The following is a 26,211-nucleotide window of genomic DNA, read 5'->3' on the forward strand; positions in this document are numbered from 1 at the left end:
GGGGTCATACGCCCCCTACTGGCTTCACTTCAACTTTTATTTTTTTGATCATCGGCTTGACCTCAGACGGATCGACACGATCAAGCATCGTATTGTCACTTAGTGATGGAATGACTTTCATACTTTGAGATGAAATCATCGAGCCAAGCCAACAGCTCATCCAACGCAAAATTTTCCGTCAGTCTCACGGACGAGCAGGACTGTTTCGCCCATAGCGCGCCTTGATACTTACCGTCCCAACACAGCTGGGCAGGAAATTGGTGCAAGGGTACGCACTGTGGTGCACAATGGCACCACTATCACCACTGGTCTTCAGCTTATGGCCCGCCCCCCTATCGCTCCTGATCGTAAGACCGTCAGGACTTCAGTCATGTTGCCTGAGGACGTCCACTTCCAGGTACAAGCTCTGGCCGACGCGAATCACGTTTCGTCTGCCTGGGTCATACGCATGGCGGTGCAGCGCTTTCTGGACGAGCACCAGGGGCAGCTCCAACTGCCCCTTCGCATGTCTGCGCGACAAGGATCTGATTCATGAGTAAAGATGTCATTCTTCGTAAACTGGCGCGCCTCCAAACCTCCGCAAAGCCTCGCGTGCTGGATCTGTTCTCCGGCTGTGGCGGTATCTCACTTGGCTTCGAGTCTGCAGGCTTCGAGATGCGGGGCTCCGTTGAGTTCGATCCCGATGCGGCCAGATCGCACGGCCTAAATTTCCATGGTGGTGCTGAGGCCCACAGCCAGCCAATTGACATTACAAAGACCACGCCGGCTGATCTTTGCCGCCAGCTTGATCTGGGCAATGTTGCAGATGCCTTCGACATCGTAGTGGGGGGACCGCCTTGCCAAGCATTTGCTCGAGTGGGTAGATCCAAACTGCGCGAGATCGAGGAGCATCCCGAAGCGTTCATCCATGATCCACGGGCACAGCTCTATAAGAAGTATCTGGAGTACGTAGACGCGTTCCAGCCACTAGCCGTGCTTATGGAAAATGTACCCGACATTCTGAACCACGGCGGCCAGAACATTGCCGAAGAAACCTGTGAGGTCCTGGAAGCTAAAGGCTATGTCTGCGGCTACACCCTGCTCAACTCAGCATTCTATGGCGTCCCACAGATGCGCGAACGGATGTTCCTGATTGCATACCGACGTGAGTTAGGGGCGAAGGTTTCATTCCCCTCTCCCAGCCACTGGCTGATACTGCCCCCCGGATATGAGGGATCTCGCTCCGTCGCTCTCAAGTCATTGCGCAATTTGGCCGATGAGGCTCACTCCTACATCGAACCGCCAGCTGCGACTCCAGACCTCCCACCCGCAGTAACGGCGGAGGAAGCACTAGACGACCTCCCAGCAATCAACGCTCGAGAGCTACTTGCTGCTGGGAAGATCGGCCGTGGCGCCCGCCGCTTCGACAACCCAGTCAGCTACAGCCGCAGGAAGCCTTCCGCTTATGCAGAACTGATGCGCACGTGGTCCGATCATGAGGCTCCCAAAGATGGGTTGACGGATCATGTCATCCGCTACCTACCACGGGATTACGAACTGTTTGCTCGCATGAACCCAGGTGATCAGTATCCTGAGGCATATGCGCATGCCACTGAAATGTTCCAGGAGCGCTTGGCCATTGCGCGTACCTACGGAGAAACGCTCGTTGACGGTTCGGTAGAGTACAAGGCATTGAAGGCCTCGATTGTGCCGCCATATGACGTAAGCAAGTTCCCAAATAAGTGGCGCAAAATGTGGCGAGACCAGCCTGCACGCACGCTCTTGGCCCATCTAGGCAAGGATGGCTATAGCCACATCCATTACGACAGCAAGCAGGCTCGAACCATTTCAGTTCGCGAAGCTGCACGCCTACAGTCTTTCCCGGACGGTTTCCGTTTCAGCGGCACAATGAACCCCGCTTTCAAGCAGATCGGTAATGCGGTGCCGCCTCTGATGGCCAGAGCACTAGCCACCCACATCAAACAGACCATCAAACAGGCAATCATGCAAAAGGATTCGGTAGATGAGCCTCGTCGAGCGGCAACGACAGTTTCTTGAAGCTGCGCAGCAGCACTTCGGCACATCAAAAGCAGTCCGCCCGCGAGAGCTGTTCGGGGTATCGAATAGCGCGAAAATTGTTGAGGGCGGCATCCAGCTTGGGGTAGTCAACCTAGATAACGTCAGAGAAGACGCCGAGGCTCTGATATTTGGATGCGTTCTCCGGTTCCCACCGGAGGATGAGGTCTACTTTGCTGTTCTGGTCCGCAAGGACAAAACAAGTTTCCTCGAGCGCTTGGCCGAAATGAAGCGTCTGGGCGCAGCGGCAAAGAGTGCAGGCGAAGACTCGGAGTTTGCTCTGGAAGCGGCCGGAGATAGTGACGAGTTGCCGGAACCCCCTGGGACCACTATCAAGTACAGCGCCAGGAACAATCTGGTGCCTATCTATCTGGCAAGGGATGGGCGCCTGTGGTTGCGCAACGCCAAATTCTGGGACAGTTTGGCTTTCGACCTTTCACCTTTCGGGCCCTCCACGGAACCAGATGAGATCGTTGTTGCCCTGTATCCGCCGACGGCCTCCGCAAGGCGTAGCCTCCTTGCTCGCGAGTTCATCGGTTGGTTAGGCAGCCTGGTCGGTAGGGAAAAAATTCACGAACTCCCCGTTTGGGCAGATACAGCAACGCTCAGCCAAGACATGCGTCGCCTGCCACCAACCATTCCGGTTGAAGAAATCGAGACGGCGATCAAGGCCCTGGGTGGCCACTATCCAAATGGAGAGGTCCGGCGGTTTCATGCCGCCCTAAACTTCCTGGACCACAAGCACTTCGTTATTCTCTCGGGACTTTCAGGTACAGGTAAGACGCAACTGGCGTTGAAATATGCACGCGCAGTTCACGGCCTAACTTCAAGTACAGCCACCGACCCACTACTTTTTGAGTGCCCAGTTCGCCCAGAATGGACAGACCCTACAGGACTGACGGGCTACTACGACGTACTGACGAACCGATACGTCGTACCGACCTTTCTGGAAGCAGTGCTGGTTGCAACGGCGCACCGGGACTCCCCGGTATTTGTAATACTAGATGAGATGAACCTTGCGCGGGTTGAGTACTATCTGTCTGACATATTGTCCGCCATTGAGACCCGAGGAGCACTGCAACTGCACTCCAACGGGGTACCGCTGGAGGGCACCACAGGCGCCAGCGTCCGTGCCGAAATTCCGCTGCCCTCTAACCTGTTCATCATCGGCACAATTAACGTCGATGAAACAACTAACCCTGTCAGCGACAAAGTACTTGATCGGGCATCGGTGATCGACATGTCAGCAGTGGACGTATCGGGTTTCATGGCCTCATTGGCCGACCGTTGCCCTGAACTGCGGAATGCAAAGGATGCGTCCGAACCGAAACTGATAGAAGTCCACGGACTCTTGGAGCACTATGGCTTAGGGTTCGGTTACCGGGTAATTGAGGAGTTTGTGCGATATCACGCCTTCGACGCCAAGTACCTGCAGAATCCGACTGGCAGTGTCACGGACCAGTTACTGGTACAAAAGGTCCTGGTCAAGCTGCGTGGCTCAGAGCGCCAGCGCCCGCTGTTAAATGCTCTGGAAAAGGCTTGCGAGGGTCTTCCCCACGCACTGAAGTATGTCCGTAGACTATTGAGCGATCTGGATGAGTTCGGTTCCTTCCAGGCGATGCGCTGAGAAATGACAACTCTATATGTCCAGAGCGAGGACGGAGGACCTGCATGGCAGGTCTGGCCTTTGCAGGATGTAATCCCTAGCGGTTCGATCAGGGAAGCTTCTTCCTACCTATTTGAACTGCGCGACAGCGATGATGCAATTGCCGCCGATCTTCTGATCGACGATGTACCTATCGAGGCTTTGCGTTCGCGCCATACACGCGTAGCCCGCTGGCGCTGGACACCAGGCTTCCATGCCGGCTCGGTAGAAGTTGCGCTACATCTGCCCGGCACAGAAGTCCGCCGCTTCGAGATCACTACTGATCCGGATCTTCGCAAGCTCACCCGTAACGACTTTGACGCTATGGTTCGCGAGGTCTTGGAAGACACCTTCGCCCTCTTCTCGCTCAGTGCATTCCGTAAGAGCATTGCCCGCCAACGCGGCAGTAAACCACCACCGCTTGCCCGGCTGGAATTCCTGCGCTCGCGAGCCGAGGAGATTACGCAAACCATTAGCGCAATCAACCGTTCACCCAGGCACTTCCTGCGCGCTGAGCAGGTAACGGTGCCCTCTCACCGTGCCGTACGTGCCACAGGCCCAGAAATTATCAAATCGTTTCGGTCCGGACTTATCCGGACCGAAACCAGCCAGCCATCCCGATTGCCTGCAGCCCTCGGCGGGCGCCTGCCAGCACAGATTACAATACGACAACGTCGCAATAGCGTAGACATTCCGGAGCATCGGCAGATCAAGGCATGTCTTCGGTCGTGGGCAGCTTGGTTGTCAGGTGTCGCCGATGTACTTGCCAAGGTAGGCCGTACCGGAGATCCTGAGATACTCACTACAGCAGGTAATTGGGCTGTACGTGCTCGGCGCATTGCGCGCCAGTTCAACGATGCTTCAGGTTCAGGCTTTATGGTAGAGGTCACCGACAGCCCAGCGATGCTGAAGATGTCTTCGCTGTTTCGCAATGACCCCGTTTACCACCGCTTCTATCGACTATGGCAGGACATGAACCTGGGCCTTGCGGCTCTGTTCGGCGATTTCCTGCAGATGCCACTGGCCAGAACGTATGAGCTGTACGAACTATGGTGCTTCCTGCGTCTTCTTCGCGCGACCGTTCAAGAGTACGGTTCAACCGGCATAGACCTGAGCAATCTGTTCGTGACCGACGCGGCCGGCGGTGTGACTATTTCCGCAGGAGCGGTCATCGTGTCAGTCGGTCCTGACAAGATCTTGTGCTTCCAACGTCAATACCGTGAATACTGGATAGAACCAAGTGGCGAAGGCAGCTTCAGCCGGGTCATGGTGCCGGATGTGGTTCTGGCAGGTACCGGCTTCGGAAGTCCTAGGAGGCAGGTTATCGTCCTGGATGCAAAGTACCGCATTAATGACGGTCTGAATGACGCGCTGACTTCGATTCACACATATCGCGACGCTCTGGTACAAGAGGCCGAGAGCGGCGAGATTGAGGGAGTTGTTACAGCCGCCTATCTGTTAACACCACACGCTCCTGCCCTCAATTCTGACTTCAAGACTACCCCCGTACCGGGACGACTTTTCCATCCTCAGTACCGGGATAAGTTCCGCTTCGGTGCTATTACCCTACGCCCGGGGATGAGCAGCGAAGATCTCCGAGGCAGCCTGAAGGCGATTGTCGCAGACGCTATCGGAGAGCCCTGATGGTTGATGTCCTTACCCCGGAACAGCGCCACCTCAATATGAGCCGGATTCGTGGACGCGATACCAAACCAGAAATGCTTATCCGGCACGGGTTACATGCCCGAGGCTTTCGCTATCGACTGCAGGATCGAAAATTGCCTGGCCGCCCGGACCTTGTGTTCCCGCGCTATCACGCCGTGGTCTTCATCAACGGCTGCTTCTGGCACGGGCACGGCTGCCCAATGTTCAAACTTCCGGTAACTCGCCAGGAGTTCTGGGCCACAAAGATCGCGTCTAATCGTGCCCGGGATGAGAGAGCTACTACAGCTCTGCTTGAACTAGGATGGCGGGTGGCAAATGTTTGGGAGTGCAGTATCAGAGGTCCTGCCAAACTTACCTGCGATGAAGTTATTACAAGATGCCAGACATTCCTGCTATCAAAGGAACTTACGCTGATAGATATTTCCGGAGCTGCAAGAGCACATGAAGAAAATCAACCGTAAGCCCAGCGAAAACCCAATGGATCTGCCCCCCCTTGACGACCTCCAACTTCTGGCACTACATGCAGCAGTTGCCAGAGAGGCCAGGAATCGGGGCTTAAGCTTCAATGTCGGCGAAATCGGCGAGAAACTGGCAATTGCCGCCTTTAAAGAGCGCCCCGATCTACCTGTCCTGGCCCCATCCCCTCGAGGCACAAAAAACATAGATGCAATTTCTCGGGAAGGAAACCGATACTCGATCAAGACGCTGCAAAGAGCAAAAAAATCTGGGACGATTTACCCGGACCAGTCCAATAATGAACGTCAGCTTTTCGAGTTCATCCTCATCGTTCTGATCCATGAAGACTTCACATTAGAGCGCATCATCGAGCTCGACTGGCAACAATTCTGCGCAGTCCGTAGCTGGGATATCAGAATGAACGCTTGGTATGTAGCCCGCTCCAACCGCGTGCTAAGTGTTGGGCGCCAAATTTATCCCAGACCTGCAAGCCTAGCGACCCTGCCTTCGCCGGTCAGCCTTAGAGTAAAAAATCCAGACAACTCTACCGTGCCCCTCTGAGAACTTTATTCTAAAGCCTTCGACATTGGTACGTACGCAAGCCCATTGGGGGAGACACGTCAGTCGTCGCGTTTTTCCTTTCCTGAAAGCCAGCGTGCGTCATCTTCGGAACACACAATGCACAAGTAGGCCCGCGCTCTCGAGAACGCGACATAGGCAAGCTCGCGACGTTCCATTTCGTCGCCGCTTACGATGAGAATTATTGCCGGCCGTTCCAGCCCCTTGAACCGTCGTACGGTATCTACGACTACGTCTTCGAGCACCATTGTTTCGGCGTCTGTAAGCGAAATATTCGTCCCGCTGCTTTTTTCGAGAAAGCTTGTCCTAGCGGTGGGCCCGTTGACAAGGATTGCTATGTCACCGGGTGCCACTTCCTCACTGTTGACGAGCCGTCGAAGCTCCCCGTATGCAGCTTCAACTTTCGAACCTGGATTATCCGCGTTGATCCAAGAGACCTCGAGACCGTCGGGCCCGTCGGCAATTATCTCGAGACCCGAATAATGCACCGAAGCGGCCTTGTGGATGTTCTTTGTGTTGCGGAGATTTCGGGAAAGCCGAACTGGAACCACGCTTAGATCATGAACGCCACTCCCGAGGCTGTCGTATACCCTCTGATTGCTATCCATGAAAACACGGAGGTGACCATTGCTGTTCAGGCAGGCATCGATCGCGATCCACCACTCGGCACGGAAGTCCTGGCCTTCATCGACAATAATCGTGTCCCACTTGAGCGAAGGCTTGATTTCCATCGCACTGTAGAGGGCATCAGGCAGCACGTTCTCGTAGAGCTCCTGTTCGCTGACGCCAGTAGGGGTCTGAACACTTGCCTGACTTGCCATGCGCCCGCACAGCATGTGAAAGCTGGCGACCGTGAGGTTCTCTACGGTTTTCAGTCTTCGCTCAAGGTCAATTCCCAACGGGCGACTATAACAAGTCAGGAGGGTCTTCCTGCCAGTGGCGGCGGACCGCAGTGCTTCCTCGATCGCCACCACAGTTTTGCCTGTGCCTGCACCACCCTGAATCAGGGCCCGCGGGATATCGGTGATGACATCAAGGATATGGTACTGGGAGGGCTCAAGGACACGGAACTCTCCTTCAGCTTCCGCAAGTGCGGCACCGATTCGGAAGCTCAGGGTGAAGGGGTGTGCCAGAAGTCTCTCCAGCGCCGCTATACCGTCACGACCAAGAGACTCACAGTTATCAGGTCGCTGCCCTTCCTTCAGCCGATCTGTGATCCACTCATGGAGACCGTGCTCAAGCTGATTTGAACAACAGAAAATGTAGGCCGGGCGATCAGCTCCGAGATTGCCACGAGGCGACCCAGCACTAGGGAATACAACCCCATGAGTGGCATGTATTACACGCTTTGGCCCCCTGAGTGATTCGTGGAGCCGTCTCAGAATTTCGTACTTTGCACTACGCGCCTGTGCCACCGGGTCCTTAATTTTGTGGACGAAGCCACCATGATCTGTACTGCGCCACTGAGCATCCATCGGGTCAAACGAAATTTCCCTCCCCCCTTTGACCTCTATCGCGAGGATGCCGTGTCGTGAATGTGCGATCAGGAAGTCGCATTCGCCGTCCTTTTCGTTTCCCAACCGGTCGGTGCCTAGCCAAGGGCTTGAGTAAAAAACATGAAAGGAATCGTCGAGAACCTCGGCTAGTCGGTTGTACACGCGAACTTCCGCTCGCCGCCTCGGATCATCCAGTACCGAGCGTGGTAATTTCCTTGGCCAGAGCACCGCCATCAGCCTCTCCTAAGCATGTTTTCGAAGTATCCGAGTCCCGAATTTGTCCCGTCACCGATCAAGAGGGCGCGATCAAGGAAACTGTTGAAAGCTTCGCATGATGTCTCTGGAGCAAGGCAGCAAGCGTGGCACACTGAGTGCGAGTAGCTATTGATCGCTCCCATCATGTCCGTAATGCAGAGTGGGTCGGATGAGCACCACTCAATCGCGTTGATCGCACGCTGCAAAATTCCCTCGATGCGCCCTGCTTTTCCTTGCCGTTCAAGTCCTCCAAGAGTTCCGTCCGAGTCTGGCGTCGCGGTATAAATCAGAAGCCCGGCCATCTGTTCATCGCCACTCCCGGCATAAATCCTCTCCTGTAGCGATGCGGAGGAGTATCCGCACTCCAGCGTCAACTGGCGCATTAGAGCGTGCGCGAGTGTGTGGCAGAGCATGTATCGCGGGGTAATCTCGCGAGGCGGCTTTGCGTCGTCTCCGTACCGTTCCTTCCAGTTCGCTTGATGCTGAGCGTCGCACTCGGAGACGCGCGCAATTACATCAGATCGAATCTCCCACGCAGAAAGCCACCCCTCATTCAGCGCAAGGAAGATGCCTTCACCACGCACCTCAATCGCCGGTAGCCAATCAAGCGGTTCCTTGGAGAGCCGTGCCACCTCCGGCGAGTCCGGATCACCTGGCGGATTGATCCGGGTGAACCCTTTAATGGCACGAACCTCGCGGAGGCGCACAGCCCGTACCACTCGGGAGATCCATGCAGCTATTTCTGGGGATACGGTTTCTCTGCGGGTTTCGAAGTCGGGAGTCCGACTCCGACTAGGTTCGGCGACGAACTGCCGATACTCCGCCGGACGGAGGTCATCGGTTTGCAACTGTCCGTACGACACGAGGCGGTTCCGGATTGCCTCTGCCAGCTCCGCGGGCGACATCTTCAGTTCCCGCAGGATGCTCTCTAAATCACCCTTGGCAAGGAAGCCGATATACTCCTCAAGCCTCGACGGGTCGTCGAGATTCGTGAGAGAACTCCACCAGTCGCCCAGAACCTCCTGGATACGGTCGGACCAAGGCGGGATGCTGAGGGCTGACTCTGTCACCGCAAAGTACAGGTTGGACGCACCTCGCTGAACAGCATACTGCTCCTTTCCGCATATTTCGTCGCCGTCGCTCAGCCATGGTCGATGCCCCCGGCACTTCGGACCTCGCTCCCAGGTTTGTTTCGAGAAAACACCGTCCATCGACCGGCGCGCGCCACACTTTGGACAACTCAGCATGAGCCCCGCAAGGCCAGGGTTCTCCGCTCGAAGCATCAGACCGGGATGGCGATCCGGATTATCACGCTTCAAGGTCGGGCATTCCGGCTTGTGTCCCACCCACCAGTCCCAAGGAAACTCGTCTACGTGACCATGCTTACAGGCCATGACGAAGCGAACTGGGATGACGAAGACCTTGCTGCGTCCAGGAGACTTTTCGGTGCAAGTCGGACAGTAGCGATAGGCCTCGCCCGGATCGTTTGCCCATCGGCGTTCCGGCTTGATGAAATCGCAGCCTGGACATTGCAGCCATTTCGGGAAACGCACGGCGACGAGACGCCGGGAATCTGGTTCGTCATCTTTTCTCCGTTCGAGCGTGACAGGGGGAGACCTAAAGCCTTTAACGCCAAGCTTTTTCTGCAAGCGTGGCTCGCGGATCACCTGCGGGTGGGCCAAGCCAGCGGGGGGGAAGGAGCGGTCCCACTCCTCAAGCCCAGCAGCGATACCCGAAACTGCTCCTCCACCGGCCCTGAAGTCCACAACCGAACCGGGGCCGAATGTAGAAACAACTGCGCTGCGCCGCAGATCCTGAAGTTCATTCTTCATGTATGTCATCCTTTGCCCTGAGGACAGGGGCCATCCTGAAAGGGGTCCCAGCTTCGACGGTCCGCATTGAATTGAGGGTCGGCCAAGCAGCTCCCGTTTCACGGTTGGCAGCCCGGCGAGCTGCGGCGCGCTCAGCACTCTGGAGAAGGGATCCTCCCCCCTTGTAATCACTCCAGTAGACCGCTGGGGATCTTGTTCTCCATGTATCAAGACGGGACTCCAGCTCTTCCCTAACGGCCGTCTCCTCGGGATCAATCCGCTTCGCACGCTCGACGATCAGGCCGATGAGGTCCATCGCCTCATCCTCTGCTTCATCATTCATGCGTGGAGAATCGAGCATATCGGCAACAAGATGACGTACCACAGCCACCAACGCAGCGTGCAGCGCCCTGTCGCGAGCCCGTGACGCGAATGGAGTGACGCTCGTTGCCTCCACATCCCTGTACAGGGTGCGATGCCAACTGCAGAACGTCTCGAAATGTGAACGGTCGCGTGCCTTAGCATTGTTGAGCACAGAGACCACAAGCCCGCTCACTTCTCCCCGGCCGACGCGGCTAGTGGCCTGGATGTATTCGGCGATGGTCTTGGGTTGTCCATTGACCAGCATCAGTCCTAGCCGGGAGATGTCCACTCCGACACTGACCATGTTCGTCGCTAGCACCGCATCGACTGCGCCGGGAAGCCCAACCTTGATGTCTAGAACCTCTAGCATCCCGCGGATTTCTTCCTGCGTTCTTCTGGAGGTCAGCTCCTCAACGTTACGAAGGGTTCTTTTTTCTTCGCGGCGTGCGCTAGCGTATAACGCGATACTGTCAGTAACGTCGTCCTGCATGAGGACGAGCGCACCACCAAGTTCACGAATCGAGTTGAAATACCCGACGAGCGTCCAGTAAGCATCTCGGCGAACATCATCGCTGAAAGCCGCGAAAGCAGTTTGCAACAGTGAGCCTGCGACGGCCTGCAGGGTGAACTTTGCCGATCGACCGGCCGTGGTGATGCCGAGATAACGCCTTCCCACCGCCTTTTGCCGCCGATCGCGAACAGCAAAACCGGAGTCATCATGATCGATTGCTGGCGGTGGAAACTGGAATGCTTCGCGATCGAACAGAGCCAGCACCTGCTCCGACGCTCTACGGATCGTTGCTGTAGAACCGATGACCTTTGCCCGATATCCGCGCACAGCGAACATCAGGTCGAATGCTGCCTCATACACTCCCGCGATAGTCCCGAGGGGACCTGAGATGAGATGCAACTCGTCCTGGATGATGAGATCAGGTGGAGATCCGTCTGTAACACCGAACAGTCTGTTGGTTCTCTTCTCGCGGACGATCTGCGCGAACTTGTCGGCGGTTCCAATCAACAACGTAGGCCGGTTGTCGTAGACATCATCATCCACTGTAAAGACGGGCAGAATCCCGCACATCTTGCACGAACTATTCGTGCATTCGACATCAACCGGTGAGGTTGCGTTCGCCATCGACCATGACAGCTTCTCGCCACATGCGGGGCAGCGAGAGAGCTGCTTCGGCGATGCCACCTCCGATGACCCTCGAAGAGAAGCAAATGCATCTGCACGCTTGTTGGGAGTTGCGTCTCCGCCGACCCATAGACCAATCGAGAATGGCACGTCACCTTGAAGCGGCAAGCCGTCAGGAACCGCCGCCCGGCCGGAGCGTATCGCCTCTAATGCCACGATCATGGCTGCCGACCGTGCGAACTGCTGCGTCGTCAGCAGGCGAAGCGTGTAGCGCATGAGGGCGCAGACACCTCCGTGGTCATTCGGATCATCGGAGAGGCGACGATACACAGCGATGCATGCGATCAGTGCGAGGTAGGCCTCGGTCTTGCCTCCGCCGGTGGGAAACCAAAGGAGATCCATGACTCCTCTGTGCTTGTGTTCGCGGATAACCGAGGATGGTGCACTGAGAAGCAGGAACCCCAGCTGGAACGGCCGCCACCGCAAAGGAGCGTGACGGCTCTTGGAACTATCCCACGAGTGCTGCAAGTGCATGGCAAGATTTGCCAGCTGAAATGCTCTCCGGAGCCGCGGATTAGCGCCGATATCGAGAACAGATGCCCGCATGCGCTCAAGCGCCTCCTCACATCGGGCAAGATGTGAGGAGGCGACGTACTTCAGCTCGGAGCTCACATCCATCACGTTGTCGAGTCGCTTACGCTGCACTAGTATCCAGCGCTCGTAGGTATCACAGAAGAGCTGTAGTCCCTGCTGGAGGCTCGTTGTGTCGGCGGAAGCCAGAGACTCGGCCGAAAGCGGATCGAAGGCTACGCGTTCCTTTCCAAGCTCCGAAAAGAAGACATGACCATTCGGATCAACACTCTCGACGATAGCTGACGGGAGCCAAGTCGTCCCTACCCATCGTGCAGTAGGCCGAACGCCAGCTACATAGTCTGCGGATTCCCACTCGGCCGAGCAGACGTGCCCGACAGCGAACTCCGCCACGTTCCTGTACAGCAGTGCCCCGCTTTCCTCATCACTAATTGAGCCGGCCCCTCCCTCCCCCGCTTGAGGCAGCGACATTACGCGCCTAGGAGGCTTCGGCACCAAGAGAGTGCCCTCACAGGGCTCAATGCGAAGCTCCGTCTGGAAAAGCGATGCGGCCTCAATCTCGTTTCGGCCCTGCTCTGGCACGACCGAATTCACGAGCGTCAGAGTAGATAAGACCGCGTCCCCTGCATTGATGGATCGGACACTAAGTGAGACGTTGGGTAGTCCATCGCTGAGCGCTGCAAGCGCAATCAAGCGCGTTGGGCCGGCCGATAGATCAAGACCGGGAATCTCGACACTATGAGGCTGTCGAACCCAAACATCGACGTCGTTGAGCTTTTCGATCCGGTACGTAGCGAAACTACAGATGACCCGTGCTTGTGGTGTGCCGCTGGAAGCAACGCTGAACGATATGCCTGCCACGGACGGCTTCTGGAGCGACCCAGTTCTGACTACCTCGGCCTCACCGTCGCTCTCCTCGCCCGAACCGGCGCCCGCAGCCCCAAGTCGCTCGTCATCTTCCCCGAACATTGCCGTGCGCTGGGGCCAGAGGATGCCGGTGAGATAGACGTCGGATGGACGTGTCGTAAGTTCCTCACCTTCTGCGCGTGGCCCGACTAGGTCCTCGGCAAGCCTGCTGGCAACGATGTCTCTGTCCTGCGATTTGTCCTGCATGGGAGCTACCTCCGGCCATAAAAGTAGAAGGGAGGGAACGCCGCAATTCTCGGTGTCAGGACGAAACCGGAGGAGGCCCAAGGCTCATGCAGCGTCTCGAGATCATTGTCGTCGGGGCCCAGAACGATCGTTGCACACCCCTGACCTCTCACATGGTTCACGTAGCTCGGCGGCTTGTGGCTTTGCTTCTGGTTTCTGTTCGCGAGTATCTCCCAGAGGTCGTACGTGAGGTTGCGCGACAGCGCACCAACACAGAAACCCTCGCTACCGGTATGGATCCTGTAGCGCCAATCTAGGTCGGGATCGGCTTCCAACTTGTAGGTGGTGACAACATCGGCGACCTTGGTCAGAAAGGCTTGCCCTGCAGAGGCATCGGCTGCGCTGAACTCGCTGCAACCGACAAGACCACGCGCCGTGATGTCGCCGTCACGACCAATCTCGACCATCGTGGGTTGGCCACTTTTCGTCGAGCGATGGCCCCGTCCCGATCGCAAGGTTGACGCTCTGAGGGCGCTACACTCTCCGACGATGAGGGATGCGCGCGCGCGCGTGGCTCCGACAAAAAGCACGCGCGTCTCTTCGATCTCATCCTCGATGCTCTGGAATTCTGCACCGTTCGGCAGCAGCAGAACGACGTTGCTAGCCTCTCGACCCTTGCTCGCGTGAATCGTCCCTACGATCGGCCCGTGAAGGCCGTACTCAGGGAGAGTCAGCTCGACAGGGGGCCGGGGCTGGCCCAGCCGACGTCTCAGTATCTGCATGTCGATGGAGCCATCCTGACGCCCTGCAATGCGCATGAGATGTTGCCAAGCTTCAACAGGCCCATACTGAGGCGCGGCCTTGCCCTCGATGCGCGAGGCCCACAGGTCAAGAAAACGCCGCTCTGCGAGGAATAGCTCAACGAAATCCGAGAAGCAGATCGCCAACCATGCCGGTAGTGTTCCGCCATACCCTGATAGTCGCAGCCGATGGGGGAGATTACAAAACTGCGACGCCATGAGCACTTCAGCACGAGTTCTGAATAACAGAAGATCGTCGCTGGTGAAGTCGGCGACCTTCATGTTCGTCCACTTTAACCCGCTCTTGTCGGCCAACTCTCGGACTCTTTCCGCTGTCTCGGCGTGCAATCCGTCGCGGTGTTTTTGTTTGTCGAGGACATCCTGGCGCAATTCCGAGAAGATCTTCCGAAGTCCGGAAGAGGACGTACGATAAATTTCCTTCAGAATCAGTGTAGTGAAACCCCAAGCTTTCTCGGCTCGCAAACGGCCTAGCAACGGCTGAACGGGCTTGGAGCCAGCCGCCTTACGACGGTCGATGCTGTCGTCAGAGAAGCCATAGATTGCTTGGGCCTCGTCGGCGAAAACTGTGATACCACAGTCCGAACGCAGTTGCTTCACTAGAGCCCCGATCAGGTCCGCTCGCCGTCCAACTATGTCCTGCGCCTCGTCAATCACGACATGCTCTATTTTCGACAGCTCGTCAGCCACATCTAGGTCAGTCATCAAAAGCTCGATGACTCGATCTATGTTCTCTTCGTAGGATCCAGTCAGTCTGGCTTTCGGGTCATGTCCGGAGTGGATGGACCACGCATGCGAGTCAACGGTTGCAATCCGGATAGCAAAGGATGCATCGCCAACGTAAGAGTGCAGCCGCGCACGAATTTCCGCTACTGCGGTCCTCGTGAAGCTGATCATCCAAGTGTTGCTGGGCTCAAGATCTTCTTGAGTAATCAAATAGGCGAGGCGCGCGCAAGCGACAGCCGTCTTTCCGGTTCCGGGGCCCGCGTCGACGACAAGCCGGGCATCCATATCTCCCTCGATCACCCGGAGCTGATCTGCATCCCAGCCTGATTCCATAAGAGTATTTCCAGCAAAAATCATGGCTAAAGAGTTCCTTACTTCAGCTCGGGGATCACTACAGCTGCGAGGAGTTAGAGCTGTCTCTTACTTTCCACCAGCATTCGATCTTCTTGGCCCTCTCAGAGATCACTTCAGCCCGCAGAGGACCTGCGAGGCCCTACTTTATGGCATCTGCGCGCAAAAGGCTTTCATCACGAGCAGCCTTATGGATGGGGCTTTAGTGGAAATTCCCGCAGAAAGCAGATGGAGTGGTGGTTTGATGGTGGGCGGTTAATGATATGGTCACCCCCACACGCTGCGAGGGCTACGCTTTCGCAGGGTGTTTTATTTTGGAAACCATCATCTTAGGTGAAGATATTCCAGCTAATTCAATTCATACGAAGAATCTCAGCTCGGCGTGGTTGAAAGCTCTATGCAGAACCAAGCGTCATCCCTTGCTGGTGCCGAACCCGCGTTGCTGATCACCGTATGACTTCGTAGCTGCCTTACAGAGGTAGCTGGCACGATGGAATAGCATTGGTAACTTGTCAGCATCACCATGACTGACATTCCGGTCTATTCGGTATTCAGCATTCCCAGGGATATGGACCAACCCTATCACTTGGTCCACTGACAACCTCAGAGCACTGGCCCAGGCCTCTTCCATCCGGCTGATATTGTTCTCCCTCTCAGAACATAGGCGTCCCACTGTGTAGTAGGCATCACGGTTAAGCAGGATCAGCAGATGGTAGTGCGGTCGTTGCCCCTCTCCCAACTCCCTTGTCCAGACGTAGCGAACCTTGCAATCATGGGCATAAGGATTCCGCTCACGTGCCTTATCTCGGTTGTGCTCGATCTTGGCGTTGAAGGAGGCGATGAACCTGCTGATGGTCTGATTCGTATAGGCATGGTCAGGGAGAATGGTGCCCTGGGGTAACCTGAGATCCACCCTGAAGGCCAGCACCCTCGGATACTGAGCTAGTGCTTGGTCGATGGTGCGCTTAAGCCGGGAAAGGTACTCCCTGACGAAAGGTCCCTTGTCGACCATCAAAGGTAGAGTTTCAAAAGTACAGTCATGGTGCAGGTGGAGATTGGTATTGCTGGAATGACGAAGCGAATAGCGGCTGGTGTTGTCAGGATTACTAGTCATGGTTATGACGCCTCAGTTGGTGAGTTTCATAACCTGAGTTTGCTTTGTATTTTTTAACCGTTACCTCGTAACTGTCTGCTCCTCCCATGCAGGATACGCTGGTCGATGCTCCAATGAATCAGCCCACTAACCCTACGGGTAGTAAGTGCTAGTAAAAGCATACTACCCGCACCGCAAATGACGCTCTCGGACACACCGGGATTGAGGGAGGATTTTTCAAAGCTGCACCGTGAATTTCTTCAGGGCGTCTACTCCAGAGATAAACCATCGATCAGCTGCACTGACTCAGCGAGAAACCTAACATCCTCTCTCCCGATGGGCCTAGCTAGGAGGAACAGCATTACCGAGCCTGCCGAGAGTGCCCCATTGGGATCCTGCGGGAGTTACGTGAGAATGTAGGGTTCCCCCAAGCGGCATAAACGCCATGACCAGCTACCAACCGGTCATGACGCAGATGATTGATTAGTTGGTCATACTCAGGCGGCCGGGGCGGGCTGCAGCGCTCTCAGCCAAGTCACGCTCTTCGATTCTTCCCAAAATCCAGTCGTGCACCTCGCTTTCAACCCAACCGACACAACGGTCCCCCAATGAGACCGGCTTCGGGAAGGTACCCTCCCCGATGTACTTGTAAATAGTCGACCTTGCCAGGCCGGTCGAATCGATGACTTCTTTCAGGCGGATGATCCTCATGAGCAGGCTCCTCTATTGGCTCAGAGGATCTGCAGAAGCGGTTAAAAATGACCTAACCAGCTCAACCCGACTTGGGATTAGTCTGCAAGCCAAACTGGTAGCGCTCGTCCGCAGCTAGCTGCGCCTCTCCATTGAATGGCTCACAGAATCCTGACCGCGCATCCCTAATGACCAAGCAACTGGCCGTAGGTACCGGCCCCCGTCTCAGCAACAGCGTAGTGATCCGACTACCGTCGTCTCGATCAGGGGAAGGTATCACCTCCATTCGCGAATCCTTGAGGTCGCCCAATACCGTGCCCTCAAGTCGAGACTTGATCTTGGCGGCCCGCGCTACCACAAACCAATGAAAATGGTCGATGACCTCCAACCAATCGGCCTCCCCTATCGCCAAGCCCGTCGCGAAATCTCCTTGCGGTCGATTGAAGTCGGCTGAGATCATATTCTTCAGCGGCGCGAACTCCCACGAGCGTTCTGGCAAACGCAGCTCATTCCAATGGTGGCTCAGCAGGTGCGACACATATCGAGCCAACTTTAGATAAAGCACTTCAAAAACAGGCTCCCTAAGCGCCTGGAAGAAACGCAGCGCAACAGCCGGAGCTGCGGCAGAGACAGTCTCCCGACGACCGACTCCATACTCGTGGAGCACTATGGACGCACAGCAGTCTTCCTCTAGCCTCAGCTGCGGGTGGTTCAAATTGAGAAAATAAGTTGTGCTGACCTTGACCTCCGCAAAAATCGAACTGGTTACCCCCGCAACCGAACTACGAATGAACCCCAGATGAACCAGTCGTCGCAGCCTGGGTTTCAGCTTGGCCTCATCCAGGCCTGTGAGCTGCTTGAGCATGGGCATCCCAACCCTGCGAACAACTCCGAGGTCATCCGCATGACACATCAATACAGCCAGAAGCAATCGATTACTGACGCTGAGTCGGTTCGATTTTTTCCTGGCAGGTAGCTGCTTGTAACCAACTGCCTGCTCCGACTCTCCTACAGCAACCTCCACAATGCTGTCCGACTCCTGGATATCTGGGCAGGACAGCAAGTGCCTGATGAGAGGCCCATGAGTTAGCGAGGCGATGGACTCTGGCCTGCTTCGCTCAACCTCTTGAAGCGCAGGTGCAATTTCATAACTACGTGTGGGCCGCCCCCGCCCTACTGACACATCTTTGACCACTAGGAACGCTTCGTCCCTCGCCAACTCAGGCACCACCTCCGTCACCAGGCGCGACGAGATCATCAGACGCCTCGCCAATTCCTTCACCGTAAGCAAAACAGCCCCTTCCCCACCAAAGCGCATCGCGAAAGCCGCCAGGAAAAACCTCGCATTCGGCCCAAGACCTGACACCGGCTTTAGCAATAAGTCAACGAGCACAGCGTTAATCTCACTTAAATTTATATCGATAAATATACCCTGTTTTTATGAAAAAAGATTTTTAACGTGACTGCATAACGGTATTCGTAATTAATTGAATAAACCCACGTTAAAAGGCTACGATTGAGTGAACCTCACAATCCTCAGAAGGCTAACAATGGGGCGTAAACGGAAACCGGGCCTAGAGTGGCTTGACCCAGAGAATGGGACCCAGCGGCAATGGGCCCTGGATTACTTATGGGCGAAGGGCTTCCAGGTTTTCGATAAAGAGAATCGCGCCAGTTCCCCAATGCTTTTTGCGAGACATGGAGAAATGCTGGAGCTCGGTGCAAAGATTGAGCGTCGGAACGATGGACGCGAAATCTTCCAAGACATGAAAGCTGCCTGGCGGCAAAAGGACCGGCGGGATTCCGCGAAAGGCAAGAAGGTGTGCGCCTTCACTCTGAACACGTCAGCCAAAACCAACTTGAGTGAAATGGCCGAGGACCAGGGAAGGAGCGCCACAGCATTGCTGGAAAGCCTTATCACTAAGGCTTACAAAGCCCATATCCGTAAGCGACAAACGCAACAATCGAAGCAAGCCCCGCGAGCAGCTCGTAATTACTCATTCCAGGGACCGAACAATACTGGTGAAAGGGATAACGGGGAGTTCCCAAAGTCAGCCCGCCACCCTGAGACAACTGTGGAAGACGACGTAAACACTGTGCACGAAGTGACCGAAGTGTACTCAGGTGCACCGAGGCCGTTACCGATTGCGGAAGCCTCCCAGGAACAGCAACGAACAGATACTCCTCTCCCCGAATCACTCCATGGCAGCCAAGTGCCGGCCACAACCACAATTGCGGACGAGCTCCAACCTGAGCAATCAGCTGCGGTGAATTTAAGCCCGCAGACGAATGACAACGTTCCTACCTGCGCTCAAGTCGACGCCCAACTGACCACGATGAAAGTGGGGACTCAAAAGAAAAGACGGTTCACTATGCCCAGCGATCTTTTGCCGAAACCGTGGGAAGCAGATCAAAGCGATTGACGCGCTCGGATTGACTCAGCGCATAGATCCTAGTATTCCAAAAAGTATTCCAACGAAAAAACAAACCGATATTAATCATTTAAAATCAATTACATAAATAATCAATTCAGATTACCCCGGCCAATCGACACACCAGATAAGCCCGCCCAGTGCGGGTTTTTCTGCATCTGGACGCATGACAAGTGGTTATCGATTGATGCGAACTCTCACAAGGCTCAGCCCCTCAGCAACACCCTCTACAGCGTCCAGCCAAACGAAAGCAATGCCCACTCCCCCAGCCCATCGTAAGCCAGACAGCCAACGTGGCCCTGAAACGAATGGGCTTTCATGTCCGGCTATTGAGCGTGACAACCCATCAAACCACGGGTAACTATCATGGACCTAAGCCCCGGTAAACGAGGAAACACTCAATGGACCCTTCCACACTGCAATCACTCAAGCTTGGCATCATCTCAGCCACCGGTCTCTCGAGGGACGCCCTGCATATCTATGTAGGTCTGGGTTTGCTGATCGCTACCAGCTGCATCACTCGAAAATCCTTGGGCTCACTCAGCAGTTGGTTGGTGGTGTTGGCGGGGGCGAGCCTCATCGAGTTGTTCGATCTTATGGATGATAAGGCGAGCTTGGGATACTGGCGGTGGGGCGCGAGCCTCCATGACATCGTCAATACGCTGTTCTGGCCAACGGTGCTGGTCGTGGCCTATCGTTTCAGGTTGATTAAATTCTGATCAACGCTGTTGTTCACCTATCGCCATACCCCGCCGCACCCGCCAGCTCGATCACTCAAGCCTGCACCTTCACCCCTTCGCGATTCCCCTGAGCCATCACCCTCACCGCAATCGAAGCACCTGCCAGCAGCCCAACGATACCCAGAACCTCAAGGCCGGTAGGCAAGCGCTGCTCGGCGATCAGGCCAAAGGCGACTGCGAATATGGTTTCCACTGAAATAAGCTGCCCGGACAGGGCCATCGGTAGCCTCTGGCTGGCAAAATTCCAGGCCCATGCGCCGCCAACGGAGGCAACACAGGCCAGCGCCGCTGCGGCAGCCAGCACCGGCAGGGTGTTGCCCAAGTGCAGGTCCAGGTGCGGATAGGTGTACAGGTCCAGTACCAGCCCGAACGGCACGAACACAACCACGCTCAGACCGGCGCCAACCATCATCAGGCCGGTCCATAGGCCTGCGTGTACCCTGGGGATTTTCGCCAGCATCTTCTGGTTGAGTATGCTGAACATCAGCCAGGTCAGCACCGCGCCCACGGCGTAGCTGACCGCGGCCAGGTAGGAGGTCAGGTCATTGTCTAAAACCCCGACCAAGGTGCCATAGTTCGCCGCGACCAACCCGCAAATCGCCAGGATGATTGGGACAGCGAGGCTGCTCCAGGTGGTGGTGCGCTCGATCATATTGCCCGCGACCGCGATGATGACTGGGGTAGCGCTCAGGAATGCCGGTGCGATGATAGCGCCGCCATTGAGCACGCTGCCCATGATGCAACCGATGTACACCGCATAGCCAAGCACGCCCAGCAGCCCGGCGTTGAGGATTGAGCGCCTGGTTAAAACGGGGTCGCCTGGCCAATAGATGCGCAGCATCACCAGGCCGATGCAGCCGGATACGATGAACCGCAGGGTGATGAAGTCAATCGGACCGAACGCGCCCATCATGTAGGGCGACAGAAAATTAAGCGCCCAACTGAAGGTGGCAAATACCGCAGCTGCCACCCCCAGCACGTAGGATCTGGACATTAGCGTTCCTCAGCAGGCAACCTTCGGGGACATCAGATGACAGGGCCGCAATACGTGGAAGTGCGAATTTCCTCGCCGTCATTGATGTCGGTAAATTGCGAACCATAGGCGGTCTGGGTCGGCCTGCCCCAGTTGACCCCCATCCCTACGCCGCCACCGCTTTCAGACTCGCCTTCGAACATCGTTTTGTCCAATCGTGAACGCCAATCGAGAAAACGCATGGTCACCGCCAGGCGAGTCGCGAGCGGTCCTGGCAAGAGCGGTTCAGAGCGGTGCCACATCGATTTGGTGAACAGCATTACGTCGCCCAATGCAAAATCGTCCTGGGTTTTATACGTTTCAAACAGGTCGGTGAGCAGGCTGGGGGTTTGGAACACAGCTCGCAAATGCGCGGAAAAATCCTCCACGGCAACGCCGGCATCCATCCTTTTGGAAATCAGGCTGGCCATCTGGAAATTCGCTTTTGCGCTATAGATGTCTTCGGCTAAATAAGCCATGCCCCCGCGCTGGCCTGAATTGTCGATAGGATCCAACGGGATCCACACGCTGAAGGCGGCGTCCTGAGGGCGGATGTACCTGAAGCTCAGGGAATCGTAGTGCCAGGCAAAACCCTCTTTCTGCGGGGTAAGCTCGAAACTCTGGGACTCGGTCATGATCAGCGGATGCCCGATCAACGTCACCAAGGCCGTCCTGAAAGCGATCGAGGAATAGATGTTTTTCACCGCGTCGGTTGTCCCCAGATCGTAGGTCAACCGGCTGAAGGAATCCCCGTAGGCGGACTTCGACTCCTGTGCAGAGATCACTTTCGAACGGGCCGCCTGCTTCAAGGATTGAATGGCGTGCTCAGATAAGAAGCCTTTGAGTTTGATAAACCCCTGGCGACGAAATGCTTCGATTTCATCGCTGCTGAACGAGAGGTTGTTAACAAGAGACAAGTCCTTTTCCTGGGATTGCATCACCGTGGCCTCCTTTATGCCAGCGTTTGAACTCAAGCATGCAATAGGTGGGCGCTTGTGACTTGAACCCAGACGACTGTTTTGCGCACTGAGGCGACATTGGATGCTGGCTTGCCAGTCGTCGGCGATATTGCTAGTGTCAGGTCATGACTACCTATGGCCTCACCTCGACAACCACCACCACGACCGCTGAAAGCGGAGCGTGCGAGGTGTCGTGAGCCAATAACAAACGAACACTTCAAAGGCCCGCCAGCGATGGACGGGCCTTTTTTATGCCTTGTGTCGCTGGTTCACACGCAAGGAGATGCACCTATGTACGCCCTGTTGATACTCGATATCCAAGTCGGACTCATCCACGGCCCGGAAAAGCCCTGGCGCTGCGACGAGCTGTTGGAAACCCTGAATACTCTGATGGACAAGGCCCGCAGCGCAGGCGCGCCAATTTTTCTCGCACGCCACATCGGCCCCGCTGGCTCGCCAATCGAGCCGGGCAGCCCGCTTACGCTGGTTGCAGAGGAACTGAAGTTGCTGGGTGGGGAAGTGGTGTTCGAAAAGCGCCGGCCAAACGCTTTTGCAATGACTGATCTGGCTGACAATCTGCGCTCCAGCGGCGCCACCGGCGTGGTAGTCACGGGGATGAAAACGCAATACTGCGTCGACAGCACCTGCCGTGCCGCGCGTGATCTTGGCTTCGATGCGGTGCTTATCGCCGACGGTCATACCTGTTTTGATACGCCTTTGATGAAAGCCGAGGCCATCGTGACTCATCACAATGCCACGCTCAATGGGCCGTTCTGCCAGTTGGTTCAGGCTGAGGACTGGAGCTTTTAGCAGAGGTTTCCGGAGGAAAGAAAGTCGCCAGAGCAGTGCTTCGGAATTTTCCCGCGATATGGCGCGCTGTTGGTGAACTGGTCAAACTCATCTGTCGCGAATAACCTGCGACTGTTGCAGCAATGGCAGCGCCAGATTCGACGATAGCCCCATCTCGTCCTTGACGCTCAGGCAGCGACTGAACAAAACCCTCTACCAGCTCAGTACAGCGCGCAGGCAATTGTTAGAACCTGCCCAGCAGTCCTGAGCTTTTTTTCGCCTGGCAAAAACACACCAGTAATAATCATGAATCCAGGCTGAACCCCGCAGGGCCTAGCTTCGGAATTTTCCCGCAAGTTGCCGCGCAGTTGGTGAACTAGCGCAAGCCACCTCACAACGCTAACTTCTTTGCGTCGCTGATGATCAGCGTCCGGCTTTGACAGGCCGAAAAGTGTAATCTTTCACACCCCGTGATAAGACGGCATGCGTACGCATTCCGCCCTGTTCATGGCGGCTGTGCGTGGGGCATCTTCGGGTGCGCCGGGTTCCTACACTTCCGGTCTGTCAACCCGCGTACAGCTGCCACCTATTCTGTTTGACAGCAGGGGAGGCAGCTCCTTGAACAGTGTAGGAGCTTCATCATGAAAAAGATCACCCCCAATCCCCCCACCGCCAACCTCTTCATAATCTCTCCAGACATTTCCTGCGAAACCCTCCTGATCCAAGCCAGCGAAACTCTCGCCTCTCCCAACGCCATGACCACCGACCTGGCCTTCGAACTCGAAGGCGCCAACCGCCACAAGCTGTTAGCCGCTCAGCAACTCACCGTGCTGAGTGAGCTGTTGGTTGAGCGGGTGCTGGTGCTCACCCAAGACAGGCAAACCTTCCAGTAATCAAAAGGCCGAGGCGCGTTCAGCGGCTCGGCCTTTTTCTGTCATGCGTCTCAGACATCCAAGCGCATCACTGCCATCATATCCCCCGCCGCGGCCCTCAAAGCATTGATGACAAGGACGAACTCCCATTGAACAAAAACTCCTACGCCTTCGTAATACCGGTCGCCATTGGCATGCTGGTGTGCATGGCGCTGGTGCTGGCCTGGGTATTCGTTATCTGGCCGTCTGTGCACTTCAAGCCGTTGGCCGAGAAAATCTGCCTGATCGCGTCGCCGGTGCTGGCAATTGTGCTGACGCTCTATGTGTGGCGAGTCAGGAAAACCGAATGGCTGCGTAAAAAGCCCATGGACCGATTGAAAATTTTTCTCGGTACGTTCATCGCAAGTGCCATGGCCATGATCTCCCTGCTGGCAGTCGTCATCCTTCTTACAAGTGCGACGCTCAGCACCTACACAACCCAGTACGAATACACAACAGGCGGCAGCCGTAGTTGCTCGGGCATCCTGGTGTTCGATACGGAAGTGAACAAGCAGATCAAGATCTGCCATGTGGGTGGTAGCGGTGATCAGGGCTGGGCGACGGTGGAAAAGCGCAGCGGGCCCTTGGGGATTGTGGTGATGAACGCAACGCCTGCGCTCAATATTTCCCCATCCGTTCACTAAAGGCACCAGCACCGGGCAGTGCGGGCCGTTCTGCCAGTTGGTTCAGGCTGAGGACTGGAGCTTTTAACAGAGCCTGACGACGCGGGAGGTTAACAGGGCTGGGCTTCGGAATTTTCCCGCAAGATGCCGAGCTGTCGGTGAACTAGCGCACTCAGCCCAACAAGCCTAGCCTTCCCCTGTCGCTGCAAAATCAGCGACCGGGTTTAGCAGCTCGGTTAATATCAAGGCCTGCAAAGCCACCATCCGTTCAAGCGATGCTTTCAGCATCCGCTGGTTCGTATCATGGCGGCTGTGCGTGGGGCACTTTCGGGTGCGCCGGGTTCCTTGATTCCTGGTCTGCTAACCCGCGTACGGTCGCCACCCTTTTCGTTTAGCAGCGATGTCTGGCGACTCCATCAATCAAGGAGTTTCAGCCATGAAAAAAATCACCCCCAATCCCCCAACCACCCTCTTCACGCTCGCCGAAAACATCCACCCCGAAACCCTGCTAATCCAAGCCAGCGAAACCCTCGCCTCTCTCAACGCCATGACTACCGACCTGGCTTTCGAGCTTGAAGGCGCGCACCGCCACAAGTTGCTGGCTGCTCAGCAATTGATCGTTCTAGGTGAGCTACTAGTAGAACGGGTCTTGAACACCCAGCCATTCACTACCCATCCGCCACAACCCTAAAACACGAAAACGGGCGAGCTGCCTTACCGCATCTCGCCCGCTGGCATCCCCTCACACTTCCCATTACCCTGACGGCCTTTATCAGACAACCGGAAGTCAGATACCCGTGTTCAAGCCCTTCGCCGTTATCGCCCTCGCCTTCATCCCTTCATTCGCCACCGCTGCCGAGCTGGCCGGGGTTTGGCAAGGTACTTTGGGCAAGTCCGCTATCACCGTGTGTTTCAACGGCGCCGACGGCGAGCATGGCAGTTATTACTATCAGCGCATTCGTACCCCGATTCAGCTGACCCAGGCCAACGACAACGCCCCTTGGGTAGAGGAAGGAAACACCGGTTTCTGGGCCCTGCAAAAACCTCAGGGCGATACCCTTTCTGGTGCTTGGAGCAAAACCGATGGCGGCACGCCGCTGCCACTGGCCCTGCGCCGCATTGGTACGGACGGCTGCGGCAGCGATGCCTATAACGCGCCCATGGAAGCCGCGCCGCTGCCGATCAAGACTGAGAAGAAAACTTTCCAAAATCACACCTACCAGCTCAAGACCCAAGGCCCCCGCGTCACGCTCAAGCTTGCGGGCGATGGCCCGGCGGTGCAGAAGATCAATCAGCAACTCGCCGCGTTGGCCGTCAATGACGAAGATCTAACCGACTATTTTTATGAACGGCGTGAATACCTGGGCCGAAACGGCTCGGCCTATACCAGTGAGATCGAGGTTGAGCCCGCCTATTGGTCATCGCAATTTCTCACCGTGCGGTTCTACCGCTGGGCCGCAGGCCAAGGCGCCATGGGCATCAGTTGGGGGCTGCACTCCTGGAACCTGCAAACCGGTGAGAATGTGGACCCATGGACCTGGCTCGGCGGCCATCAGCAATGGCATGACGCCTATTCCGGCCATTTGAAGCTGCCGGCCGCCTTCAGCACTTGGCTGGCCAAGCAAACCACTACCGACGAGGGCTGCCCGGCGATCACCGATTACTCCAACTTTCACCTCAGCTTCAACACCCAGGGCCTGCAACTCTCGACACCGGCCAATGGTGACGGTTGCGACAACGACTTGGCCTTCACCTGGGAACAGTTGGAGCCGGTGCTGACCGCACAAGGCAAAGCGGCAGTGCCCAGCTTGAAACTGCCCTGACTCGCCCGAGAAAAACCCCACAGCCGTTCACCAAAGGTTAAGAATCGCGCTCGTATACTCCCTGACTACCCATGACCGGTCGCCCGATCGGTCTCATGCCC

Annotated in this window: 21 protein-coding genes; 12 read left to right on the forward strand and 9 right to left on the reverse strand. The window is 56.1% G+C overall.

The annotated features are described in order from the left end of the window. Positions 1-531: 531 nt before the first annotated feature. From QYQ93_RS24940 to QYQ93_RS24960, 5 genes are read left to right on the forward strand one after another with little or no spacing between them, the layout of a single operon-like run. Complete coding sequence (locus QYQ93_RS24940) at positions 532-2,037, forward strand: DNA cytosine methyltransferase (protein WP_338475691.1); 1,506 nt, start codon at positions 532-534, stop codon at positions 2,035-2,037. After that, positions 2,003-3,682: an McrB family protein gene (locus QYQ93_RS24945; protein WP_148852545.1), complete on the forward strand. Its 1,680-nt coding sequence runs from the start codon at positions 2,003-2,005 to the stop codon at positions 3,680-3,682. The genes QYQ93_RS24940 and QYQ93_RS24945 overlap by 35 nt, the downstream gene beginning before the upstream one ends. Before the next feature lie 3 nt (positions 3,683-3,685). After that, positions 3,686-5,344, forward strand: coding sequence for a DUF2357 domain-containing protein (locus QYQ93_RS24950; protein ID WP_338475694.1), 1,659 nt, complete (start codon positions 3,686-3,688; stop codon positions 5,342-5,344). Then, positions 5,344-5,826, forward strand: a complete 483-nt coding sequence (locus QYQ93_RS24955; protein ID WP_338475696.1) for a very short patch repair endonuclease — start codon at positions 5,344-5,346, stop codon at positions 5,824-5,826. The genes QYQ93_RS24950 and QYQ93_RS24955 overlap by 1 nt, the downstream gene beginning before the upstream one ends. Then, positions 5,807-6,382 (forward strand): hypothetical protein, encoded by a 576-nt coding sequence (locus QYQ93_RS24960; RefSeq protein WP_338475698.1) that lies wholly within the window; start codon positions 5,807-5,809, stop codon positions 6,380-6,382. Before QYQ93_RS24955 ends, QYQ93_RS24960 begins: the two co-directional genes overlap by 20 nt. Positions 6,383-6,441: 59 nt before the next feature. Here the strand turns inward: QYQ93_RS24960 and QYQ93_RS24965 are convergent, their stop codons facing one another. The 7 genes from QYQ93_RS24965 to QYQ93_RS24995 all read right to left on the reverse strand — a co-directional run bounded on the left by QYQ93_RS24965 (position 6,442) and on the right by QYQ93_RS24995 (position 18,214). Next, a complete protein-coding gene (locus tag QYQ93_RS24965) occupies positions 6,442-8,130 on the reverse strand; it encodes a nuclease-related domain-containing DEAD/DEAH box helicase (RefSeq protein WP_338475699.1) in 1,689 nt (562 codons plus the stop codon). After that, entirely contained in the window at positions 8,130-9,983 is a 1,854-nt protein-coding gene (drmB, locus tag QYQ93_RS24970) for a DrmB family protein (protein ID WP_148852544.1), read from the reverse strand. Before drmB ends, QYQ93_RS24965 begins: the two co-directional genes overlap by 1 nt. Then, a complete protein-coding gene (locus QYQ93_RS24975) occupies positions 9,973-13,164 on the reverse strand; it encodes a helicase-related protein (RefSeq protein ID WP_338475701.1) in 3,192 nt (1,063 codons plus the stop codon). Before QYQ93_RS24975 ends, drmB begins: the two co-directional genes overlap by 11 nt. Before the next feature lie 5 nt (positions 13,165-13,169). Beyond that, positions 13,170-15,044 (reverse strand): UvrD-helicase domain-containing protein, encoded by a 1,875-nt coding sequence (locus tag QYQ93_RS24980; protein WP_338475703.1) that lies wholly within the window; start codon positions 15,042-15,044, stop codon positions 13,170-13,172. Positions 15,045-15,450: 406 nt separating this feature from the next. Next, positions 15,451-16,152: an inovirus Gp2 family protein gene (locus tag QYQ93_RS24985; RefSeq protein WP_338475704.1), complete on the reverse strand. Its 702-nt coding sequence runs from the start codon at positions 16,150-16,152 to the stop codon at positions 15,451-15,453. Positions 16,153-16,614: 462 nt separating this feature from the next. After that, positions 16,615-16,842 carry an AlpA family transcriptional regulator gene (locus QYQ93_RS24990; RefSeq protein WP_338475705.1) on the reverse strand — a complete coding sequence of 76 codons (228 nt, stop codon included), beginning with the start codon at positions 16,840-16,842 and terminating at the stop codon, positions 16,615-16,617. Between the two features lie 61 nt (positions 16,843-16,903). Beyond that, positions 16,904-18,214 carry a hypothetical protein gene (locus QYQ93_RS24995; protein ID WP_338475706.1) on the reverse strand — a complete coding sequence of 437 codons (1,311 nt, stop codon included), beginning with the start codon at positions 18,212-18,214 and terminating at the stop codon, positions 16,904-16,906. A gap of 127 nt (positions 18,215-18,341) precedes the next feature. Here QYQ93_RS24995 and QYQ93_RS25000 point away from each other — a divergent pair, with 127 nt between their 5' ends. Together QYQ93_RS25000 and QYQ93_RS25005 are read left to right on the forward strand one after the other, a co-directional pair. Next, a complete protein-coding gene (locus QYQ93_RS25000) occupies positions 18,342-19,244 on the forward strand; it encodes a hypothetical protein (protein WP_338475707.1) in 903 nt (300 codons plus the stop codon). Between the two features lie 410 nt (positions 19,245-19,654). Beyond that, positions 19,655-19,972: a hypothetical protein gene (locus QYQ93_RS25005; RefSeq protein WP_056845772.1), complete on the forward strand. Its 318-nt coding sequence runs from the start codon at positions 19,655-19,657 to the stop codon at positions 19,970-19,972. A gap of 55 nt (positions 19,973-20,027) precedes the next feature. Here QYQ93_RS25005 and QYQ93_RS25010 read toward each other — a convergent pair whose 3' ends face one another. Both QYQ93_RS25010 and QYQ93_RS25015 read right to left on the reverse strand, forming a co-directional pair. Next, on the reverse strand, positions 20,028-20,987 hold the full coding sequence (locus tag QYQ93_RS25010; protein WP_043048429.1) for a DMT family transporter: 960 nt from the start codon (positions 20,985-20,987) through the stop codon (positions 20,028-20,030). Between the two features lie 32 nt (positions 20,988-21,019). Next, complete coding sequence (locus QYQ93_RS25015) at positions 21,020-21,943, reverse strand: phytanoyl-CoA dioxygenase family protein (protein WP_338475708.1); 924 nt, start codon at positions 21,941-21,943, stop codon at positions 21,020-21,022. A gap of 312 nt (positions 21,944-22,255) precedes the next feature. Between QYQ93_RS25015 and QYQ93_RS25020 the strand changes: the two genes are divergently transcribed. The 5 genes from QYQ93_RS25020 to QYQ93_RS25040 all read left to right on the forward strand — a co-directional run bounded on the left by QYQ93_RS25020 (position 22,256) and on the right by QYQ93_RS25040 (position 26,110). Further along, positions 22,256-22,774 (forward strand): cysteine hydrolase family protein, encoded by a 519-nt coding sequence (locus QYQ93_RS25020; RefSeq protein ID WP_338475709.1) that lies wholly within the window; start codon positions 22,256-22,258, stop codon positions 22,772-22,774. A gap of 620 nt (positions 22,775-23,394) precedes the next feature. Next, on the forward strand, positions 23,395-23,646 hold the full coding sequence (locus QYQ93_RS25025; RefSeq protein WP_338475710.1) for a DUF6124 family protein: 252 nt from the start codon (positions 23,395-23,397) through the stop codon (positions 23,644-23,646). A gap of 128 nt (positions 23,647-23,774) precedes the next feature. Beyond that, on the forward strand, positions 23,775-24,308 hold the full coding sequence (locus QYQ93_RS25030; RefSeq protein WP_338475711.1) for a hypothetical protein: 534 nt from the start codon (positions 23,775-23,777) through the stop codon (positions 24,306-24,308). A 415-nt stretch (positions 24,309-24,723) separates the two neighbouring features. Beyond that, a complete protein-coding gene (locus QYQ93_RS25035; protein WP_094774590.1) occupies positions 24,724-24,978 on the forward strand; it encodes a DUF6124 family protein in 255 nt (84 codons plus the stop codon). 106 nt (positions 24,979-25,084) lie between these two features. Next, complete coding sequence (locus tag QYQ93_RS25040; protein WP_338475713.1) at positions 25,085-26,110, forward strand: hypothetical protein; 1,026 nt, start codon at positions 25,085-25,087, stop codon at positions 26,108-26,110. Positions 26,111-26,211 lie beyond the last annotated feature (101 nt).

This window comes from Pseudomonas khavaziana (genome assembly GCF_036704165.1).
Classification (GTDB): domain Bacteria; phylum Pseudomonadota; class Gammaproteobacteria; order Pseudomonadales; family Pseudomonadaceae; genus Aquipseudomonas; species Aquipseudomonas khavaziana.

Coding starts and splice junctions, on each gene's coding strand:
- QYQ93_RS24940 (WP_338475691.1), top strand. CDS start 532: ATGAGTAAAGATGTCATTCTTCGTAAACTGGCGCGCCTCCAAACCTCC.
- QYQ93_RS24945 (WP_148852545.1), top strand. CDS start 2,003: ATGAGCCTCGTCGAGCGGCAACGACAGTTTCTTGAAGCTGCGCAGCAG.
- QYQ93_RS24950 (WP_338475694.1), top strand. CDS start 3,686: ATGACAACTCTATATGTCCAGAGCGAGGACGGAGGACCTGCATGGCAG.
- QYQ93_RS24955 (WP_338475696.1), top strand. CDS start 5,344: ATGGTTGATGTCCTTACCCCGGAACAGCGCCACCTCAATATGAGCCGG.
- QYQ93_RS24960 (WP_338475698.1), top strand. CDS start 5,807: ATGAAGAAAATCAACCGTAAGCCCAGCGAAAACCCAATGGATCTGCCC.
- QYQ93_RS24965 (WP_338475699.1), bottom strand. CDS start 8,130: ATGGCGGTGCTCTGGCCAAGGAAATTACCACGCTCGGTACTGGATGAT.
- drmB (WP_148852544.1), bottom strand. CDS start 9,983: ATGAAGAATGAACTTCAGGATCTGCGGCGCAGCGCAGTTGTTTCTACA.
- QYQ93_RS24975 (WP_338475701.1), bottom strand. CDS start 13,164: ATGCAGGACAAATCGCAGGACAGAGACATCGTTGCCAGCAGGCTTGCC.
- QYQ93_RS24980 (WP_338475703.1), bottom strand. CDS start 15,044: ATGATTTTTGCTGGAAATACTCTTATGGAATCAGGCTGGGATGCAGAT.
- QYQ93_RS24985 (WP_338475704.1), bottom strand. CDS start 16,152: ATGACTAGTAATCCTGACAACACCAGCCGCTATTCGCTTCGTCATTCC.
- QYQ93_RS24990 (WP_338475705.1), bottom strand. CDS start 16,842: ATGAGGATCATCCGCCTGAAAGAAGTCATCGATTCGACCGGCCTGGCA.
- QYQ93_RS25005 (WP_056845772.1), top strand. CDS start 19,655: ATGGACCCTTCCACACTGCAATCACTCAAGCTTGGCATCATCTCAGCC.
- QYQ93_RS25010 (WP_043048429.1), bottom strand. CDS start 20,987: ATGTCCAGATCCTACGTGCTGGGGGTGGCAGCTGCGGTATTTGCCACC.
- QYQ93_RS25015 (WP_338475708.1), bottom strand. CDS start 21,943: ATGCAATCCCAGGAAAAGGACTTGTCTCTTGTTAACAACCTCTCGTTC.
- QYQ93_RS25020 (WP_338475709.1), top strand. CDS start 22,256: ATGTACGCCCTGTTGATACTCGATATCCAAGTCGGACTCATCCACGGC.
- QYQ93_RS25025 (WP_338475710.1), top strand. CDS start 23,395: ATGAAAAAGATCACCCCCAATCCCCCCACCGCCAACCTCTTCATAATC.
- QYQ93_RS25035 (WP_094774590.1), top strand. CDS start 24,724: ATGAAAAAAATCACCCCCAATCCCCCAACCACCCTCTTCACGCTCGCC.